Genomic DNA, 17,998 nt, shown 5'->3' with positions numbered 1-17,998 from the left:
GTCCTATTTTCGAATTTTTGGTGGTGCCTAAAATCCACCGCGCTGCAGCATCTGTAAAATAACGGGTCCGAGCAAGACGAGGAACACCGCCGGAAAAATGAAAGCCGTGAGCGGGAACAGCAGTTTGACCGGAGCCTCGTTGCCCGCTTTTTCCGCGCGCTGGAAGCGCTTTGTGCGAATTTGGTCGGCCTGGATGCGCAGGGCGTGGCCAATGCCGGTGCCCAGCTCGTCGGCCTGCAGCAGGGCGCTGGTGACCGCGCGGATATCAACGTGGTCGACGCGGGTCGCCAGGTTTTTGAGCGCCTCCTTGCGGGTGCGGCCCACCTGGATTTCGCGGAAGACGCGGATGAGCTCCTCGCCGAGCGGATCGATTTCGCGATGCTCGATGATGCGGTGGATGCCGCTCATGAAGTCGAGGCCGGATTCGACGGAGAGGGTCAGCAGGTCGAGCACGAACGGCAGGGAACGCTCGATGCTCCTATGCCGGCGCCGAACGGATTTCTTCAGCCAGGTGTCGGGCAGGAAACCGAACAGGATGAGGATGATCGCGAAGAGGATGTATTGGCGCTCGGCCAGCCCCTGCCCGATGGTGGCGGGCATGTGGGGGAACGAAAAGTGGAGCAACACGCAAACCAGCAGGCCCAGCCCCAACGGCATCAGCAACCGCATCGCAATGATTTCATGCGGTTGGATGAGCCCCTCGTAGCCGCCCGAAACCAGGCGGCGGTTGATGCGCTGGCGGCTATCCTCGAACGCATGCAGGTCGGTGAAGGCGCGCGGGATGAAGATGCAGAACGGCAGCATCATGCGGATCGACATCGGCAGGCTGCGCTCCTGCCGGCGGCCATCGGCCAGCGTGACGTAGCTCACGTGCTTGGCGGCGCGCGCCACCGCGGCCATGAAGACCATCGCCGCGATGAACAGCATTAAACTACTGAGTATGATTTCCCAATCCATAGTTCCCTAAACGTCGATATCCACGATCTTGTGGATGAAAACGGCTCCCAGAATTTCAAGAATCACAACAATGCCCAACACCATGATACCCGCCGTTGAACGGAAGAAGGCCATCATCATTTGCTGGTCGATAAAATAGAGGCCGATGCCCAGCACCAGCGGCATGGCGCTGACGACGCGGCCCTGGATGCGGCCCTGCGCGGTGAGCGACTTGATCTTGCCTTCGATGCGACGGCGCTCGCGGATGGTTTCGGAAATACGGTCGAACACCTCGGTCAGGTTGCCGCCGGTCTGGCGGGCAATCTCGATCGACTGGATCATGAGCGTGAGGTCTTCGGAGCCCATGCGCTTGTCCATGTCGGCCAGCGCCTCTTCGAAGGTCATGCCGACGCGCAGCTGCTGGAGGAACATGGCGAACTCCTGCGCAATCGGGTTTTCGCCCTCTTCCACCACGGTGTCGAACGCCTGCTGGATGCTGAAGCCGGCCTTGAGCGCGTTGCTCATGCCGTCCATCGCGCCGGCCAGCTGCAGGTTGAAGCGCTCGACGCGGCGGCGCTTCATGATGCGCAGGATGAAGCGCGGAACCAGGTAGACCAATCCGCCGGCCATGAGCCCGGCGAATCCACCGCGGACAACGCCCAGGAGCGAGGCCAGGTTGCCGGCCATCATGAACACCATCAGGAAGGCGATCGACGCCGCAATGTGCGTGAGCCGCAGGATCTGCTCCGGCGGAATGAAAAGGAAGAGATCCTCGAACTGGCGGGCGGTGTCGGCCGTGTATTCACTGACATACGACTCCTCGGCCTCGCGCAACGAATTGAGCAGGGCATAGACCAGCAGGAAGGTGCAGAGGGCGAAGAGGGTTGGAACCAGCCAGAACATCGGTTAGCCCCCCACATTCGTGTTGAAGATGGAACGGTCGAACGTGATGCCGTGCTTGCCGATATCCTCGATGAAGGTCGGCACCGCACCGGTCGGCACCAGTTCGCCCAGCACCTTGCCCTTGGTATCGACCCCGGACTGCTTGAACTCGAACAGGTCCTGCAGCGTGATGCGGTCCTGCTCCATCCCGGAAACCTCGGTGATCTTGCTGACCTTGCGGGTGCCGTCGCTGAAGCGCGAAATCTGGCAAATGATATGCACGGCCGAACCGACCTGCTCGCGGATGGCGCGCACCGGCAGATCCATCCCGGCCATCAGCACCATGGTTTCGAGACGCGCGAGCGTATCGCGCGGCGAGTTGGCGTGGATGGTGGTGAGCGAGCCTTCGTGGCCGGTGTTCATGGCTTGCAGCATGTCGAGCGCCTCGGCGCCGCGGCACTCGCCGACCACGATGCGGTCGGGCCGCATGCGCAGCGCGTTGCGCACGAGGTCGCGGATGGTCACCGCGCCGCGTCCCTCGATGTTGGCGGGGCGCGCCTCGAGGCGTACGATGTGGTCCTGGGTGAGCCGCAGCTCGGCGGCATCCTCGATCGTGAGGATGCGCTCGTCGTCGGGCAGGTAGCTCGAAAGCACGTTGAGCAGGGTGGTTTTACCGGAACCGGTACCGCCCGAAACAATGATGTTCTTGCGCAACAGCACGCACGAGCGCAGGAAATCGGCCGTCGCGCGCGACATCGTCCCGAAGCCGATCAAGTCCTCGACCGAGAACGGATCCTTGGAAAACTTGCGGATGGTGATGCATGGGCCGATGAGCGACAGCGGATGGATGACGGCGTTCACACGCGAGCCGTCGGCCAGGCGGGCGTCCACATAGGGTTGGCTCTCGTCGATGCGACGGCCGATGGGCGAAACAATACGCTCGATGATCGAGTTGACGGAGGCGTCGTTGATGAAGTTGCAGTTGGTCAGGATCAGCTTGCCGGCGCGCTCCACATAGACCTGCCCCGGGCCGTTGACCATGATTTCGGTGATCGTTTCGTCTTCGAGCAGATCCTCCAGCGGCCCGAGGCCGACGGCTTCGTCGAAGATTTCCTTGGAGAGGCGCTTGGGATCGATGCCCTCCGGAAGTCGCTCGCGGATTTCCTCGATGATCTCGCCGAGGGTTTTCTCGATCTTGGCTTGCAGCTCGCTGTTCTGCAGCTTGCTCATGCTCAGCCGCTTCAGGTCGAGGCGGCCGACCAGCTCGGTATGGATCTGCTGCTTGACGGCCTGCGTGCGCGAAACCTTGCGCGGCACCACCATGGGCCGGAAGACTTCCGGAACCGCGCTGGAATCGAGGGTGGACTCCGCGCCCGCCAGCTCCTCCTCGGTGCCGAACATCAGGGTATAGTTCCCGATCTGGATCGGCATGCCGGCAAAGATTTGCTGGCGCGTGCCCACCTGCTCGCCGGCCACGAACACCCCGGCCGAGACCAGGTCTTCGATGTAGGACTCGTCCTCCATCAGCGTCAACACGGCGTGCGCCTCTTCGACGCTGCCGTCGTCGAGCACAATGCGGCACGAAGCATCGGAACCGATCAGGTAGACCCCGAACGGGGCGTCCATCGATTCAAAGTCGCGCTGCGGGTGGGTAATATGGATCTGGAGCATGGTTTCGTTAATGAAGAATTAAGATTTCAGAATTAAGAATGAATCGTCTGACCTTGCAACAGAAAGCTGTGGCAGACCCCTCATTCTACATGCTGAATTCTTCATTCTTAATTCCTCAGATGGTTGGGTCGGTCATTAAAATTTCCTTCTGGCGCTTTTCGTTGAGCTCCTGGAGGACGGATTCGATGTAGTCGAAGTTGACGGAGGGCAGCTCCGTTTCATAGTTGCGGTCTTCGGGGTTGCGCAGCGAGAGGTAGAGCTGTCCGCGGGTCTGCTGGGCGAAGACGAGCAGCTCGGCCTCGCGCGGCGTGACGGCGAAGGTGACGGTGCTGTAGCCGCCCCCGCCCTGCCGGTTCCGGTTGTCCTGCCCGGCGATCTGCGCGCCGGTCGCGATGACCGAAACATTCTGCATCAGCGTCAGCGTGACCGACTCGACCGCCTTCGGATTCGTGCGCGACGGGAAGGTGAAGGTGCCGATGATGTCGACGTTGTCGTTCGGCTGCACCAGGCCGGAGACGGCCTGCGCCCCGGCGATGGAGAGCGAGATGGCGCGCTTGCCCTTTTCGATGACCGGCGAAAGGCCGCTCTTGAGCTTGCGCGGCATATCGACCTGCGACCACAGCAGCGGGTCGGAGCGCTTGACGGGATAGAGCAGTTTCTTGCCGAGCAGGGCATCGAGATCGTCTTCGTAGAACGCGTTGCGTCCGACCGCCGACTTGAATTCCTCGCGCAGGGCCAGATCCTCGATGGCGAGCATCGTCATGGCCGGCAGGTCGCGCTTGGCAACAATGACCTTGACCTTCACGGCCCCTTCATAGAGTGCGTCGCGCTCCTTGCGCAGATAGTTCCAGTTCATCAGGAAAGCCAGGACGGCCACGAGTATGGCCACCGCCATTATCAGTTTATTCTTCATTCAGACCTCACAGTATTGGGAAAAAGTATCAAAGCCTGCCACCTTTCACAAGCACAGTCACCCGGTTCGAGCCATCCCGCCGCCGGGAAGCCATAATGGTGCAAATCCGCTCGCCCTTGCGGTAGACCGCCATGCGCGAATCGCCCCGCGCGGGCGGGATGAGGGTCGACCATCCGTCGGCCGAAAGCACGCCGGCATAGAAGGCCTGCACCTGGTCGGGGGCCACCTCCGTTTTCGCGGATCGGCAGATGGAACCGGTGGCCTCGTTCACCACGGTGTTTCCGCCCAGCGCCCCCGGGAATTCGGGCACCGGCAGACGCGACGGCGCGGCGGCCCGGCCCGGCTCCGGATAAAAGAGGAAAGCGAGTTGGTTGGCTTGCCGGGCCGGCGCCAGCACAAGAATCCGCACGGTGCGGTTGCCGAATTTGGCGATGCCCTGGGCGCCGTCGCGCGTTTCGTGGAGGGCAACCTTGGCGCCCTGCCGCTCGAACTGATCCTTGAGCTGGTCGATCATCGGCTCGTCGCGGTGCGCGGAATAGACACGCAGATCGTTTTGCTGGCCGTTGATCTCCATGGAGGTCTTGTAGGCCGACTGCCACGGGAGCCCCGCCGCGTTGAGCCGCCCTTCGCCCACCTCGCGCGCCCGGAAGACGCGGCCCTTCGCGCCCCATGCGCAACAGAGGAGCAAGGCCAAGAAAAGATGTATTTTCCTAATCCTCATATTCCCTCAGCCCGCTCCATGACGGCATCCAGATTTCGCGTTTAAGGTTGATGGTGTCGCGCCCCATCACCTTGTTGAGGAACGGCACAATGTCCACCGCCTGGTAATCGACGCCATACTGCATGGCGAAGCTTTCCGATATCTGGGAGAAGGCGGAATCGGAGAGGCGGTAGTAGGGATCCTCGCGTTCGTAGTCCCAGAGATATCCGTTGAGAATGGCATAGTCGACCATGTGCAGGAAGCCCTTCCCTTCGGTGTAGAAACTGTCGTCGCCCACCGTAACCCGGTCGTCGCCGGTATAGTTTTTCTGGTCGGATCCCGGATCGGCCCGGTCGGTGAAAACGAAGCCTTCGGTGAAGTCGGAGTTCGGATCCACCAGCTGCTGGGCCAGCATCATCCGGCTGTTGGTGTAGGCCAGGAAGCTCTTGCGCGACACCAGCGAAATCTGCTGGAGGCCCACCACCAATAGCATGATGGCCACCAGCCCCACCAGGAGCTCGGCCATCGCCTGGCCGGACTTTCCGCATTTAGTTCTACGAGCCACCGGTGGCACCTCCTCCGGCATCGCCCCACGGCAGGTCGTCGTTGTCGATCTCCGGATCGCAGGGGTTGTCGTCGTCGTCGCTATAGGCGCGGTCGATCCATTCGAGCCCGGCCTGGCGGTCGAGGTTTTCCCATGCGTTCAGCAGGCGGCAGTAGGGACAGTCCGGGTGCAGCGCGGACGGACCGTTTTCGAGATAGGGGCGAACGTGGCGGGAGGCATGCTCATAGAACTCGCCGCTCATCACCTTTTGCCCGATGTCGGAATGGATCAGGCGCACGTCGTCGAAACAGGGGAAGACAAAGCCAAAATAGTGGGGAGGCTCTATCCCTTCCTCCGTGTTAAGCAAACCAAATGGCTTTGCCTTAGCCTTGTAGGAAAGATCAACCGTCTGGTTCTTTGAACTCGAAAGGATACCACGGGACACCGGAGCCGACATGGAAATACCGGCAACTGCACCAAGATAATTAAATTTGGGTTTGACAGAATCGCGAATGGCAAACAGAGGCCTAGGCTTCGAGAGATCAGTTTCATCATTGTATTTCGCTGGGCGCGGCCAAGGCCTAGTCCATGTCTCTCTATGGTAGACATGCCAGTAAGCAAGATCAGCCTCGAAAACCGCATTAGTAACATAATCAGTAAAATCTTCGTCAATAACATCCGTCTGGTTTGTTAGATAACCTTCAAGCTGATCCAGATACTCTTCCCCGTCGAGCATGGCGGATTCCGGAATGGAAATCGTGTCGTCCAGAATTTCGACTTCGAACTCGTCGAGCTGGAGGTCGAACATCAGACGGTAGCGGAATTTGGAGGGAAACTTGGGCCAACTTTCGAAATCCTCGTAGTTTTCGAGATAGTAGCGGTAGCTATACATCGGGCACCACCAGTCGGCCAGCGCCTGGGCGATTGCGCCATAGAACCCTTCGCTCAATAGCGGGTGGGGGCGCTGTGGAAGCATCAACGCATAGGAACCGACACAAACGCCGCGCACGGCGAGGTCTTCGAGCAGGTCGGCATATTCCTCCCACGCATTGTCGTAGGGGGTTTCGGCAATTTCCTCCCGGAGATCCGAAGCCAGCATCAGCAGATTGTCAGCGAGGGCGGGATCGTGCATCGCGCCGTTGTTGAACGCGGTTTGCTGCGCAACGGCAAAGGCCCCCAGCGGGCCGACCAGCTCCAGGCGCAGGCGCAACTCGTGCAGGGTTTCCATCTCGGCGGGATCGTAGTAATCCTCGAAAACGGGTTCCGGTTCGTCGCTCTCATCACCACCGGCAGCTAGCCATGCCTGATATTCCTGATCATATAGAGCATACGCTTCAGAAAGAATCGCGACCTGGATCAGGTTGAGGTCGCCGATCATGTTGAGGGTGTGGCCCTGCCAACGGGCGCCGGCCATCGCGGCGGCGTCACCGGCGTTGCGCATGCGCAGCTTGGCGGAGACCACCCGGTGCAGATCAAAGTTCCAGACCACGGCCAGGATACCGATCACCAGCACCACCATCAGGAATATGATGGCCTGCCCGGATTTACGTGGCGGGGGGGTCGGCATTAAAACTCCATCAGCAAGCGTTCGTCGGTGTGCAGGTAGAAGGCGGAATGGTCTTCGATCACCACGGTGGCTTCGAGCTGGGCGGCGGGATAGATATCCATCTCCCCGTTGCGGTGCGCCTTGACCGTGCGGTTGCGCGCAAAGAACAACTTGGAGAACGGCATGGCCAGCGGAACCCGCTGCCGGACACGGACGGTGAGCAGGTCGTCTTCGTCGCGGATGTAGTCGCCGTGCACGGTGGATTCGTCGCGCTGCCAGTTTTCATAGTCGAGGATGTTGAAGAAACGGGTGACCCCGGCGAGGTGGTAGGCCTCCTTGACGCCGACTTCGTAGTCCCCAAGCTGCGAGCGCGGATTGCGCTTGCGCGAAATCGCGTTGTCCCACACCGCCCCGGTCGACTCCCCGGCGGGGCGCTCGCGCCCGAACCCCTGGGGCGTGTAGATGGGGCCGGCCGCGGGAATGGCGGCATAGTGGCTCACCTTGTGGAGCATGAAATCGTTCATGCCCACCGCGGCCGCGCGGGCGGTGGCCACGGCGGAATAGTTAATGACGTTGCGCGCCGCAACCAGATACGATACCTGCAGGATCCCGAACAGGATCAGGCACAGCACCGCCATCACAAGGCACGACTCCACGATTGCGGAGCCTTCTTTTGGGCCGAAGCGCAAGTGCACGGGAAACCGCTTAGTCGTCTTCGGAAGAGCCGAGGTCTTGGAGATAGCTCTTGGATGACCGAACGGATTCGCTTCCGGTGGAGTCGCCTTCCAGCTCATCGACCGCGCCGCCCAGCTTTTTCTGGATCGTGTCGCCGAACAGGCCGAAGATCACCAGGGCCGCCATGGCCACCAACACCACGATGATCAGGTATTCCGTCATGGCCTGGCCTTCTTTTCTTTTGGGCACCATCTTCATTTCCACACTCCTTGTAATCCTTGGTTATTGATTCCGTTCACGAAACCGCAATGATGTCGAGCACCCGGTTGCCGTAGGCCCGGAAGACATAGATCAGCGTCGCACTCACGCCCACCAGCGCAAGAAAAACACCCAGGGCAACGACATATTCCAGCATCACCTGGCCGCGCTTCCCATCCTTGTTCCCTCTCAGCCTCACTTGCTCCACCTCGACATAACGGTTTTCAATGACCGGAAATTGTACCTTTTTCACCATTCTTTGGAATCTAAAACACGTTCTATTAGACCCACATTACAAAGGCGAGTTCGATCAAATGACAATCCTGTCATGCTTGCGAAGGTTTTTTCACAGAAGCTCGCAAAGTACGCAAAGGGAGGAGGAGATTCCACTCTTCGCGTACTTTGCGTCCTTCTGTTAAAATTTTGCCGGCTCCGCAGGGTTAGGCGTTAGCTGTTCTGCTTGGCCTTCCACTCGGCAAGCTGCATCACATCCTTGTCGCCGCGACCGGAGACGTTGACGATCAGGAGCTCGTCCTTGGCGAACTGCCCGGCATTCTTGATGATCCAGGCAACTGCATGCGAGCTTTCGAGTGCCGGGAGAATCCCCTCCCACTGCGAAAGCTTGTCGAAGCCATCCACCGCCTCTTCGTCGGTGACAAAGGAATATTCGGCGCGGCCGAGGTCGCGCAGCAAGCTGTGCTCGGGGCCGACGGCGGCATAGTCCAAGCCGGCGCTGATGGAATGGGTCAGCGCAATCTGGCCGTCGCCATCCTGCAGTACATAGGTTTTGGTGCCCTGCAAAATACCGATCTTGTCCTGGGCAAAACGCGCGGCGTGCATGCCGCCATCAATCCCGAAGCCGCCGGCTTCCACGCCAATCATGCGGACATCCTCGTCCTCGATGAACGGGTGGAACAGGCCGATCGCATTGCTGCCGCCACCGACACAGGCGATGATGGCGTTGGGCAAACGGCCTTCCGCCTTCAAAATCTGCTTGCGGGCCTCGACGCCGATCACGCTCTGGAAATCGCGCACCATCATGGGATAGGGATGCGAGCCGAGGGCGGAACCGAGAATGTAGTGGGTGGAGCGGATGTTGGTCACCCAGTCGCGCATCGCCTCGTTCACTGCTTCCTTCAGCGTCTGCTGGCCAACGGTTACCGGCACCACCGTGGCGCCCAGGCTCTCCATGCGGAAAACATTCAGCGCCTGCCGTTCCATATCGACCTTGCCCATGTAGACCACGCACTCGAGGCCGAACATGGCACAGACGGTTGCCGTGGCAACGCCATGCTGCCCCGCCCCCGTTTCCGCAATGATGCGCTTCTTGCCCATCCGCTTCGCCAGCAGGATCTGCCCCATCGAGTTGTTGATCTTATGCGCGCCCGTATGGCAGAGGTCTTCGCGTTTCAGGTAGATCTTGGCGGTGCCCAGCTGCTCCGTCATGCGCTCCGCGAAATAGAGCGGCGTCGGACGGCCAACATACTCGCGCAAATAATACTGAAGCTCCTTTTTGAACTCCGGATCCTTGCGCACCATCTTGTAGACGCGCGTCAATTCATTCAACGGCTCCATCAGCGTTTCCGGAACAAACATTCCGCCATAGGCGCCAAAATGGCCGTGACTATCAGGTTGGGTCGGTTTCATCGCAAAATCCTTTGTAAAAAATGGAATCCGGATAATCCCCGCCCCGCCCCGTCATTTCAAGGCTAATCCCCACCCCACCGCTCCACTTTTCCCTTGCCAACCCCGAAGTATATCATCTAAGTACCACGATCGTGGTTAATGGATGATATACCTATGGACTGGATAAGTTTCCATCACCCGGACTGGTCGCTACCCGTTGTACGGCGTCGGGCGCAGGAGGAATGGCTGGATTTGGTCGAGGATCTCGCAGAAATCCTGACGACCGGCGGCAGGGTGCACTTTTGGAAAAGCACCTACCCGAACCTGCGGGCCTACCACAACTCCATGTCCCGGCTTCGCGGTGCCGGCTTGCTGGTACGGCACGAAAACGACGGGAAACTCCCCCATCTAAAGCTCACCGCCCTGGGCCAGGCCGCTCTTCCGGAATACCACTTCCCGGAAAAGCTCTGGAACACCAAATGGAACGGAATCTGGTACACCCTGGTGTTCGATGTTCCGGAAAAGGAGCGGCACTACCGCGACACCCTCCGCAAATTCCTGAAACGGATGCGGATGGGTTGCCTGCAAAAAAGCGTCTGGATTTCCCCGCGCGACATTCGCCCCGAGTACGACGACCTTGAACGCGCCGCCAATGTGAATGCCGTCTCCTACCTGCTCGAATCCCGCACCGTCCTGCATCACGAGGCCATCGAAATGGTGGAAAACAGCTGGAATTTCGACTGGCTCAAGGAGCTGCACGAACGTTATCTGTCGGTGTTTTCCGGAAACCTCCGGGTGCTCGAGGAAACCGACCACGATGAAGCCGCGTTGCTGCACCTTCTTCGCCAGGAATCGGAGGCCTATCTCCAATGCATGCGCCCGGATCCCCTGCTTCCCTCCGAACTCCTGCCCAAGGGCTATCGGGGAAAAGCGGTTTATGAACTGCACAAAACCGTGCGGTCCGCCATCGGCCGGCAACTGGAAAAGTATATCATCCAGCACCCACGATCGTAGCCATCGGATGATATACCTCTCAAGGGGATTGCCGGATGGAGGCCGCCCCGGGGAGCCGCTGGGCGGTGCGGGAAACGGTCGGTTTTCTTCAGAAGGCATGGTGTCCAAGGAAAAGGTATATCATCCAACTACCACGATCGTGGGTGCTGGATGATATACTTTTCGATGGCGGAGGCCGGGGAAAGCGGGGAGGAATCCGGGGCCAGGCCGGCCTGGAAGAGGGCTTGGCCGATGATTTGCCCGGGGGTGGCGCCGGCTTCGCGCATCCGGCTGATGCTATCTGAGCGTTGGCGTTTGCTTAGTTTTTTTCCTGCGGCATCGTGGAGGAGCGGATGGTGGCAATATTGGGGAACCGAAGCTTCGAGCGTGTTGAACAGCTGGATCTGGCGGGCGGTGCTGAAGAGGATGTCTTCGCCGCGGATGACGAGACCAACGCCTTGGCGGATGTCGTCGCAGACGCAGGCGAATTGGTATGTCCACTGACCTTGGCGGTCGCGGAGGGAAAAGTCGCCGCATTGGTTGCGCGGGGTTTGGCGTTGTTCGCCGAGCTTGAGGTCGTGGAAGATGGTTTCGCCATCGTGGGTCCTGAAGCGGACGGTGTTTCCTTGGAGCGGAAGGTTTTTGCCGGCGCAGGTTCCGGGATAGTGGAGTTCGGGGGAGGCGTCTGAAGAGGCCGATGCCGCCCCTCCGGCCCGTTCGAGGATTTGCTTGCGGCTACAGTCGCACCCGTATACGAGATTGCGATCCTGCAAGGTTTGGAGGACGGTTTCGTAGTGGGCGGAGCAGTCGCTTTGGCGGAAATCCGAGTCCGGGGCGGCCTCCGTTCCGGCACGGAGGCCGAGGTCGGGCACAAAGCCGAGCCATTGGAGGTTTTCGAGGATGGCGGCTTCGTATTCGGGGCGGGCGCGGGCGAGGTCGTGGTCTTCGATGCGGCAGAGGACTTTTGCGCTGTTGAGCTTGGCGATGCCCCAGACGTAGAGCATGTGCAGGACGTGGCCGAGGTGGAGGTAGCCGGTTAGGCTGGGCGCGAAACGCGTGAGCATCAGGCTTCCCGGGCGGCGTCGATGAAGGCTTCGACCTTGGCGATGTCCTTTACGCCGGGTTCGATTTCGACGCCGGAGCTGACATCGACGCCCCACGGCTTAACCTGGCGAATGGCCGTTGCGACGTTTTGGGGGGTGAGGCCGCCGGCGAGCAGGATCGGGATCTCAAGCGAGCGGACGAGGGTTTGGGCTTTTTCCCAGTCGCACGTTTCGCCGGTTCCGCCGATGGTTTTGGGGTCGTAGGAGTCTAGCAGATAGCGGTCGAACGGGAATCCGGCTTCGGAAAAGTAGAGTTCGTCGGGCTTGAGGGCGCACCAGACCTCGAGTCCCTTGAAGAGTTCGCGGTCGAGTTTCCATCCGCTGGAAATGCGGTGGATCTGGAGGACATCGAGCCGGGCGTGCTGCGCGGCGTGGGCGAGTTCGGCCTCGGAGGGGGCCACGAATACGCCGACGCGCCGGATGCCTTCGGGCGTTTCCCATTGGCCAACGGTTTCGGGGGCGATATAGCGCTTGGATTTCGGCCATTGGATGAAACCGAGCGCGTTGGGCCTTAATGCAGAAATCTGCCCGAGGTCGCCCTCCGAGCAGATTCCGCAGATCTTGATGAACGGGTCCATGGGACTTATTCGGGGTCAGCCTCTTCGGAGGCCGGCGCCAGGTCGAGTTCGGCGATGTCTTCGGCGATTTCGATCGCGGCCTCGATGGCCATTTCCTTGCGCTCTTCGCAGTTTGCATTGAACATGGGGTTCTGGCCGTCGGCCCAGACGATTTCGAAATCTTCGATGCCGATGAAGTCGAAGGCAGTGAGGGCCTGGCGGGTGAGGGCATCGCGGGCGTCGTCTTCCTTATAGATTCCGCCGGAAGCCACCAGCAGCACCACGCTCTTGATCTTATGGAGGGGCTTGACGCCGTTTTCGGCCATTTCGAAGGTAAGGCCGGGGCAGAGGATCTGGTCGGTCCAGGCTTTCATGATGGCCGGGGACGAGAAGTTCCACATGGGCATGGTGAGAACGAGTACGTCGGCGGCATTGAAGAGTTCGGCCTGCTTGGAGGCATAGTTCATGGCCATCTCTTCCACCTTGGACGGCTCGTAGCCTTCCTCGAAGACGGGATTCCAAACGGCGCGGTAAAGCTCGTAGGAATAGAACGGCGGTTTTTCGTCGTATAGGTTGACATTGACCAGCTCGACTTCCGGCTTCAGCTCGATCAGCTTGCCAAAGAAGGCGGCGGCGAGCTGCTTGGAAACCGACTCTTCGGTCGGCTTCGGGTTGGCGCAAACATGCAAAACATTCATTCCAAAACTCCTTTATCTGTCCTCAATGCAGAGGTGGTTCTCACAAAACGATCATGGGTTATAGCTTAATCACCGAGCGGCTTACAAACAAATCCGCTAAATGGCTGCGATTTCGTCGTAGAACCCGACATAGTCGTCCTTGCGGTCGCCATCGCGCAGGGCGATGGCGGAACGCGGATGCTCGTTGTAGTGGCCGGTGATCATGTAGGGGACGCTGTAGCCCCAGTCGATTTCCTGGCTGAGCGGGTACATGGTTTCCTGGACAAACCGCAGGATGGGGCGCAGGCTGAACTTGGGGTTCTTGAGGAACCCGACCATCAGTTCGGTCGCGCAGTTGCCCGCGCCACGTCCCATGCCCATCATGGTGGTATCGAGCAGCTTCACGCCGTTGATGGCCGCGTAGATGGTGTTGGAATAGGCCAACTGCTGGTTGTTGTGCGCATGGATGCCGAGGGTTTTGCCGGTTTTCTTGTAGCGCTCGATCAGGTCGCCAACCTGTTCGTAGTAGAGGGAGCCAAAGCTATCGACCACATAGAGGAAGTCGATTTCATCGACCTGGGCAATGACGTCGAGGCCGTTGTCGAGCTCGTAGTCGGGGACGGTGGAGACCGCCATCAGGTTGAGGGCCACTTCGTAGCCCTTCTGCTTCGCATCCTTCACGATTTCCAATGCGGCGGGAATCTGGTGGATATAGGTCGCCACGCGGATGAGGTCAATCACGCTTTCACTCTTCGGCAGGATGTCGGAAGGGTTGGTGCGTCCGGTATCGGCCATTACGCTGAGCTTCACCCCGGTATCGTTTTCCCCCACTTCCCGGCGGATGTCCTCCTCGTCGGAATATTTCCAGGGGCCGCATCCGGTTCCGGCAAACAGCTTCTTGTCGGCCTTGTAGCCCACTTCCATATAGTCGATTCCGCCCGCGACGCAGGTCTCGTAGATTCGCTGGAAAAACCCTTCTTCAAACTGGTGGTTGTTGCAGAGCCCGCCGTCTCGTATCGTGCAGTCCAAGATTTTCAGATTGGGGTCGAACGTGACCCATCCGGCGCTTTTATCCGATGCTTCACTGCTGCTATTCTTTGCTTGAGTCATTGTTTTCTCCTTTAAGCCTTTTCCTTTTTGCGCGGCATCCACCTTACCAGCCATCCGCCTTAACGCCTCTTCACGATCACCCGTCTGAAGCGATTCCGAGTATTGAACACCGCGAATCCGCTGCCGCCAGTAGTAGATACCGCCCCGCAGCTTCAGATTCTTTATGCCTGTTCCCTCGAATGTCGACATGCGCATCACTCCCGATGATCATATTTTACGTATGTGATGCGCATTGATGCGCCTTTTGCGATCAAATGTCAACCTTCAGCTTGAAGCAGTTGAAATCGATCCACCACGGCGCGGGCGCGAGCCTGGGCCTGCCGCCGCAAGAGAAACGCGCCTGCGGCAAAACCTAAACAACCATATCAGAGTTCTTTTCAGTCGAACTACAACGTCCAGCCCAGAGACGTTTTCTGCTCGGAGAGCGTCCAGAGTTTGGTGGCCATTTCCTGGCTCAGGGCCACCCCATCCAGCGGGCACTCGCCGACGGGGCCGACCGTATCCGCTCTTTGGGTCGGACCATACAAGGCTTCCGGCTTCAACCCTTCCTCCGTTGCGCACATCACTTCCGGCCAGGAGCCCCGCTCGGCGGATTGTGCGATGATGCGGGAGAGTATGGCCCAAACGATCTTGTTGAAGACGCTGGCCGTATCCTTCAACAGATTCGTTCGTGACGCGCCGGGATGGCAGACCCGAACCTGGACGCTCTTGCCCGCAGCCTGGATCCGGCGCTGTAATTCGTAGGCGAACATCATCTGCGCGAGCTTGCTCTGGGCATAGGAATTCCAGGCGGTGTACTTCTTGTCGAAGTTGAGGTCTTCGAACTGAATCTTCTTCAGCCCCATTTTATACGCGTTGCTGCCGACCACCACGATGCGCCCCTCCGACTTTTCAATACACTCGAAGAGCAAGCCACACAGGAGGAAATGACCGAAGTGGTTCACGCCGAGTTGGCTTTCAAAGCCGTCCACGGTGATCTCCTGCTTGGCCACCTGCGCAATGGCGCCGTTGCAGATAAGCGCGTCGATTTGGGGAACCTTCTCCAGTACCTCCGCCGCCGCTTCGCGCACGGAATCCAGCACTGCCAGGTCCATACGCACGAACGTCACGTCAGCGGCAACGCCGAATTCCTGTTTAAGCGTCGCGATCGCGGCGGATGACTTCTCGGCGTTGCGGTTCAGCATCACTACGCTTGCGCCCTTGGACAAGAGCACCCGTGTTGCCTCAAATCCCGCACCGGTGTTGGCGCCGGTGATGACATAGGTTTTTCCATCGAGGGAGCCGAGCCGCTCCGGCGTCCAGCCCTTGGGGCCAAATTTTTGTTTGGTGGTCATGGTTCAAGCTCCTTGTTTTTGCGACAGGTTTCCTCCCGTCCGACAAAAACCATAACTCTCAATATCCGGCATAACTAGGCTATATAATCGCTAATACATGCCCAATTGTATCATTTGGTTGAATTATGCACTCTGCAGTGCCATGTTGACTGCATGAGCAAACAACAAATAAAGCAACTCATTGAAAACAGGGTCGGCGAGGATGGCGTGGTGGAAACCGGGGTGAAGGGCGTGCAGCTCTTCCGGGTTACCGAGCCGCTTCGCTGCGCCCCCGCGGTGTACGAACCCACCGTGGTGGCCATCGTGAACGGGGCCAAGGAAGCCCTGTTGGATGGGAAAAGATATGTGTACGACAGCAGCCAATACATGTGCTGCCCCATGTCGATGCCGGTCGAGGCGGGGACGCCCTCCGCTTCGCCGGACAATCCCCTCCTGGGCGTGATGATTGCCCTCGATACGCGCGTGATGACCGAACTGGCCATTGAGATGGAAAGTGCCGCCGGTGCCATCCGGCCGCCTCGGGGCGGCCCACTCCCGCAGGGGTTTGCACTCGCCCGCTGGGACGACGCATTCACCGAAGCGCTGTTGCGGCTGCTTCGGCTGGGGGATAGCCCGGCGGATACGGCGGTACTTGGGAACGGTCGGCTGCGGGAGGTCTATTATGCTGTATTGAAGGGGGATGCGGGGGATGCCGCACGGCGTGCTTTCGGAGTCGGCAATGAAATCGCCCGCGCAATCGAGTATGTGTCTTCCAGCTTGGGTAAATCGGTCACCATCGAGGATATGGCCACACAGGCGGGGATGAGCCGGGCCGTGTTCCACCGCAAATTCAAGCAAGCGACCACGATGTCGCCCATCCAGTTCGTGAAATCCATGCGACTCAACAGCGCCGCCATGAAAATTGTTGGAGGAACGACTGTGAACGAAGCGGCGATGGATGTGGGCTACGCAAGCTCCTCCCAATTCAGCCGCGAGTTCAAGCGCATGTACGGGCAGTCTCCTCGGCAATGGAGCCACTCCAGTCAAGTCCCCGCGGGAATGGTGTGACGCAGCTCTTTTTTGTTGGTCGTAGCTCGCATATCCGATGCGAGTTGAAGGCGCAGGGTCGCGGATCAGATATCCGCACTACAGATTACGCTTATATGAAACAATCGAATATTCGTCAGTCTCTTCGATGGTTTCCGTCGGCTCAAAACCGTCCAGCCATTGGGAATTGAAAAAGGTATCGCCCTCGACCGCTTTCTTGACGGTGGTCACCAGTAGCTGGTCGCACTGGGGAATCATCAGGTCATAGATCGCCGCGCCGCCGCAGATGATGGCATCGGCCGGGACGTCGGCGGGATTGGAAACGGCGGTGGCATTTTCAAATCGGGCATCCGGATTGCGGGTCAGGACGTAGATATCGCGCCCTTTCAGCGGCGGAAGGCCTTCAAAGGTGGTGCGGCCGACGACAATCTTTCGATCCATGGTGGTGCGCTTGAAAAACTGGAGGTCGCCTTTGCAACGCCACGGCAGACCGCCGTCTTTGCCAATAACTCCGTTTTCAGACCGGGCAACAATCGCAATCATTATACCGCGACCTCGCCTTTGATGGAGGGATGGCATTCGTAGCCGTCTAGGGTGGCGTGTTGCCACTCCCAGTCGAAGATCGAGTTGTAGCCGTCAAGCATGAGCCTTGGCGGGGCATAGGGTTCGCGCTTCAGCTGCTCATCCAGCTGCGCCTGATGGTTTACATAGACATGGGCATCGCCGAGGAAGCCGATCAGTTTGCCGGCTTTCATGCCGCACTCCTTGGCGACCAGCTCCAGCAGCAGGCCGTACGAAGCTATGTTGAAGGGGATGCCGAGAAAGATGTCGCACGACCGTTGGTTCCAGAGCAGATCGAGCACGCCGTCGTTGCAGAGCAGCTGATAGGAATAATGGCAGGGAACCAGCGCCATCTGGTCGAGTTGCTGCGGATTCCAGGCATTCACGAGGATGCGGCGGCTGTCGGGATTGGTCTTGAGCGCTTCGATGGCCTTCGCCAGCTGATCGATGCCGCCATCCAACTTTTCGGCTCCGAATTCATACCGGCCGTTAAAGTTACGCCACTGGAAACCGTAGATCGGGCCGAGGTCTTTTTCCTCGGCCATGGCTTGGTAGGTGGCCTCGTCGTGGCCGTAGGGCACTTTGGCCGGTGTGCACCATTCGTTCCAGATTTTGCAATCGCGCTCCTGGAACCACGATTTATCGGTCACACCTTTGATGAATCCCTCCAGTTCGACCCGAATGGTCTTCCACGCCATTTTTTTGGTCGTGAGCAGCGGGAAGCCGTTGGCCATGTCGTAATCAATCATGCAGCCGCTCACGGCAATGGTATCCGTGGCCGTCCGGTTGGTTTTCTTTTTTCCCTCCCGGAGAACTTTTTCAACAACCTGTTTGTAGACCTGATCAATATTCATGCTTCAGCGGTTTCATCATTTGGATTTGCAAA

20 protein-coding genes are annotated in these 17,998 nt (G+C 59.1%); 2 read left to right on the top strand and 18 right to left on the bottom strand.

Annotation, left to right across the window (positions count from 1 at the left end):
* Positions 1–27: 27 nt before the first annotated feature.
* The 11 genes from E9954_RS28025 to trpB all read right to left on the bottom strand — a co-directional run bounded on the left by E9954_RS28025 (position 28) and on the right by trpB (position 9,772).
* A complete protein-coding gene (locus E9954_RS28025; RefSeq protein WP_136082606.1) occupies positions 28–957 on the bottom strand; it encodes a type II secretion system F family protein in 930 nt (309 codons plus the stop codon).
* Positions 958–963: 6 nt separating this feature from the next.
* A complete protein-coding gene (locus E9954_RS28020; RefSeq protein ID WP_136082605.1) occupies positions 964–1,839 on the bottom strand; it encodes a type II secretion system F family protein in 876 nt (291 codons plus the stop codon).
* A 3-nt stretch (positions 1,840–1,842) separates the two neighbouring features.
* Positions 1,843–3,489 carry an ATPase, T2SS/T4P/T4SS family gene (locus E9954_RS28015; protein ID WP_136082604.1) on the bottom strand — a complete coding sequence of 549 codons (1,647 nt, stop codon included), beginning with the start codon at positions 3,487–3,489 and terminating at the stop codon, positions 1,843–1,845.
* 115 nt (positions 3,490–3,604) lie between these two features.
* A complete protein-coding gene (gene cpaB, locus E9954_RS28010) occupies positions 3,605–4,402 on the bottom strand; it encodes a Flp pilus assembly protein CpaB (protein ID WP_136082603.1) in 798 nt (265 codons plus the stop codon).
* 28 nt (positions 4,403–4,430) lie between these two features.
* Positions 4,431–5,123, bottom strand: a complete 693-nt coding sequence (locus E9954_RS28005) for a hypothetical protein (RefSeq protein ID WP_136082602.1) — start codon at positions 5,121–5,123, stop codon at positions 4,431–4,433.
* Entirely contained in the window at positions 5,113–5,667 is a 555-nt protein-coding gene (locus E9954_RS28000) for a hypothetical protein (RefSeq protein ID WP_136082601.1), read from the bottom strand. Before E9954_RS28000 ends, E9954_RS28005 begins: the two co-directional genes overlap by 11 nt.
* Positions 5,657–7,213, bottom strand: a complete 1,557-nt coding sequence (locus E9954_RS27995) for a pilus assembly protein TadG-related protein (RefSeq protein WP_136082600.1) — start codon at positions 7,211–7,213, stop codon at positions 5,657–5,659. The genes E9954_RS28000 and E9954_RS27995 overlap by 11 nt, the downstream gene beginning before the upstream one ends.
* Positions 7,213–7,986, bottom strand: coding sequence for a TadE family protein (locus tag E9954_RS27990; protein ID WP_136082599.1), 774 nt, complete (start codon positions 7,984–7,986; stop codon positions 7,213–7,215). Before E9954_RS27990 ends, E9954_RS27995 begins: the two co-directional genes overlap by 1 nt.
* Entirely contained in the window at positions 7,898–8,125 is a 228-nt protein-coding gene (locus E9954_RS27985; protein ID WP_136082598.1) for a Flp family type IVb pilin, read from the bottom strand. The genes E9954_RS27990 and E9954_RS27985 overlap by 89 nt, the downstream gene beginning before the upstream one ends.
* 37 nt (positions 8,126–8,162) lie before the next feature.
* Positions 8,163–8,381, bottom strand: coding sequence for a hypothetical protein (locus E9954_RS27980; RefSeq protein ID WP_136082597.1), 219 nt, complete (start codon positions 8,379–8,381; stop codon positions 8,163–8,165).
* Between the two features lie 191 nt (positions 8,382–8,572).
* Complete coding sequence (trpB, locus tag E9954_RS27975) at positions 8,573–9,772, bottom strand: tryptophan synthase subunit beta (RefSeq protein ID WP_136082596.1); 1,200 nt, start codon at positions 9,770–9,772, stop codon at positions 8,573–8,575.
* Between the two features lie 153 nt (positions 9,773–9,925).
* Between trpB and E9954_RS27970 the strand changes: the two genes are divergently transcribed.
* Positions 9,926–10,765, top strand: coding sequence for a PaaX family transcriptional regulator C-terminal domain-containing protein (locus E9954_RS27970; RefSeq protein WP_168442653.1), 840 nt, complete (start codon positions 9,926–9,928; stop codon positions 10,763–10,765).
* A gap of 128 nt (positions 10,766–10,893) precedes the next feature.
* Here the strand turns inward: E9954_RS27970 and E9954_RS27965 are convergent, their stop codons facing one another.
* The 5 genes from E9954_RS27965 to E9954_RS27945 all read right to left on the bottom strand — a co-directional run bounded on the left by E9954_RS27965 (position 10,894) and on the right by E9954_RS27945 (position 15,525).
* Entirely contained in the window at positions 10,894–11,808 is a 915-nt protein-coding gene (locus E9954_RS27965) for a glutamate--tRNA ligase family protein (RefSeq protein WP_136082594.1), read from the bottom strand.
* Entirely contained in the window at positions 11,808–12,425 is a 618-nt protein-coding gene (locus E9954_RS27960; RefSeq protein WP_136082593.1) for a phosphoribosylanthranilate isomerase, read from the bottom strand. The genes E9954_RS27965 and E9954_RS27960 overlap by 1 nt, the downstream gene beginning before the upstream one ends.
* A gap of 5 nt (positions 12,426–12,430) precedes the next feature.
* Positions 12,431–13,102, bottom strand: a complete 672-nt coding sequence (locus tag E9954_RS27955; RefSeq protein ID WP_136082592.1) for an FMN-dependent NADH-azoreductase — start codon at positions 13,100–13,102, stop codon at positions 12,431–12,433.
* A gap of 96 nt (positions 13,103–13,198) precedes the next feature.
* A complete protein-coding gene (locus E9954_RS27950; RefSeq protein ID WP_136082591.1) occupies positions 13,199–14,191 on the bottom strand; it encodes an aldolase catalytic domain-containing protein in 993 nt (330 codons plus the stop codon).
* A gap of 386 nt (positions 14,192–14,577) precedes the next feature.
* Entirely contained in the window at positions 14,578–15,525 is a 948-nt protein-coding gene (locus tag E9954_RS27945; protein WP_136082590.1) for an SDR family oxidoreductase, read from the bottom strand.
* Between the two features lie 153 nt (positions 15,526–15,678).
* Here E9954_RS27945 and E9954_RS27940 point away from each other — a divergent pair, with 153 nt between their 5' ends.
* Entirely contained in the window at positions 15,679–16,572 is an 894-nt protein-coding gene (locus tag E9954_RS27940; protein WP_136082589.1) for an AraC family transcriptional regulator, read from the top strand.
* A 78-nt stretch (positions 16,573–16,650) separates the two neighbouring features.
* Here the strand turns inward: E9954_RS27940 and E9954_RS27935 are convergent, their stop codons facing one another.
* Both E9954_RS27935 and thyA read right to left on the bottom strand, forming a co-directional pair.
* Positions 16,651–17,094, bottom strand: coding sequence for a dihydrofolate reductase (locus E9954_RS27935; RefSeq protein WP_168442652.1), 444 nt, complete (start codon positions 17,092–17,094; stop codon positions 16,651–16,653).
* Positions 17,094–17,966, bottom strand: coding sequence for a thymidylate synthase (gene thyA / locus E9954_RS27930; RefSeq protein ID WP_136082587.1), 873 nt, complete (start codon positions 17,964–17,966; stop codon positions 17,094–17,096). Before thyA ends, E9954_RS27935 begins: the two co-directional genes overlap by 1 nt.
* Between the last annotated feature and the right edge of the window lie 32 nt (positions 17,967–17,998).

It is taken from the genome of Pontiella desulfatans (assembly GCF_900890425.1).
GTDB classification, from domain to species: domain Bacteria; phylum Verrucomicrobiota; class Kiritimatiellia; order Kiritimatiellales; family Pontiellaceae; genus Pontiella; species Pontiella desulfatans.
Note: the sequence above shows the minus strand (reverse complement) of the source record. Positions and strands in the feature narration are given on the sequence as shown.

What these genes read in the sequence shown, in the direction of transcription:
- E9954_RS28025 (WP_136082606.1), bottom strand. Translation starts at nt 957, where the DNA reads ATGGATTGGGAAATCATACTCAGTAGTTTAATGCTGTTCATCGCGGCG.
- E9954_RS28020 (WP_136082605.1), bottom strand. Translation starts at nt 1,839, where the DNA reads ATGTTCTGGCTGGTTCCAACCCTCTTCGCCCTCTGCACCTTCCTGCTG.
- E9954_RS28015 (WP_136082604.1), bottom strand. Translation starts at nt 3,489, where the DNA reads ATGCTCCAGATCCATATTACCCACCCGCAGCGCGACTTTGAATCGATG.
- cpaB (WP_136082603.1), bottom strand. Translation starts at nt 4,402, where the DNA reads ATGAAGAATAAACTGATAATGGCGGTGGCCATACTCGTGGCCGTCCTG.
- E9954_RS28005 (WP_136082602.1), bottom strand. Translation starts at nt 5,123, where the DNA reads ATGAGGATTAGGAAAATACATCTTTTCTTGGCCTTGCTCCTCTGTTGC.
- E9954_RS27995 (WP_136082600.1), bottom strand. Translation starts at nt 7,213, where the DNA reads ATGCCGACCCCCCCGCCACGTAAATCCGGGCAGGCCATCATATTCCTG.
- E9954_RS27990 (WP_136082599.1), bottom strand. Translation starts at nt 7,986, where the DNA reads ATGAGCTGGAAGGCGACTCCACCGGAAGCGAATCCGTTCGGTCATCCA.
- E9954_RS27985 (WP_136082598.1), bottom strand. Translation starts at nt 8,125, where the DNA reads ATGAAGATGGTGCCCAAAAGAAAAGAAGGCCAGGCCATGACGGAATAC.
- E9954_RS27980 (WP_136082597.1), bottom strand. Translation starts at nt 8,381, where the DNA reads ATGGTGAAAAAGGTACAATTTCCGGTCATTGAAAACCGTTATGTCGAG.
- trpB (WP_136082596.1), bottom strand. Translation starts at nt 9,772, where the DNA reads ATGAAACCGACCCAACCTGATAGTCACGGCCATTTTGGCGCCTATGGC.
- E9954_RS27970 (WP_168442653.1), top strand. Translation starts at nt 9,926, where the DNA reads ATGGACTGGATAAGTTTCCATCACCCGGACTGGTCGCTACCCGTTGTA.
- E9954_RS27965 (WP_136082594.1), bottom strand. Translation starts at nt 11,808, where the DNA reads ATGCTCACGCGTTTCGCGCCCAGCCTAACCGGCTACCTCCACCTCGGC.
- E9954_RS27960 (WP_136082593.1), bottom strand. Translation starts at nt 12,425, where the DNA reads ATGGACCCGTTCATCAAGATCTGCGGAATCTGCTCGGAGGGCGACCTC.
- E9954_RS27955 (WP_136082592.1), bottom strand. Translation starts at nt 13,102, where the DNA reads ATGAATGTTTTGCATGTTTGCGCCAACCCGAAGCCGACCGAAGAGTCG.
- E9954_RS27950 (WP_136082591.1), bottom strand. Translation starts at nt 14,191, where the DNA reads ATGACTCAAGCAAAGAATAGCAGCAGTGAAGCATCGGATAAAAGCGCC.
- E9954_RS27945 (WP_136082590.1), bottom strand. Translation starts at nt 15,525, where the DNA reads ATGACCACCAAACAAAAATTTGGCCCCAAGGGCTGGACGCCGGAGCGG.
- E9954_RS27940 (WP_136082589.1), top strand. Translation starts at nt 15,679, where the DNA reads ATGAGCAAACAACAAATAAAGCAACTCATTGAAAACAGGGTCGGCGAG.
- E9954_RS27935 (WP_168442652.1), bottom strand. Translation starts at nt 17,094, where the DNA reads ATGATTGCGATTGTTGCCCGGTCTGAAAACGGAGTTATTGGCAAAGAC.
- thyA (WP_136082587.1), bottom strand. Translation starts at nt 17,966, where the DNA reads ATGAATATTGATCAGGTCTACAAACAGGTTGTTGAAAAAGTTCTCCGG.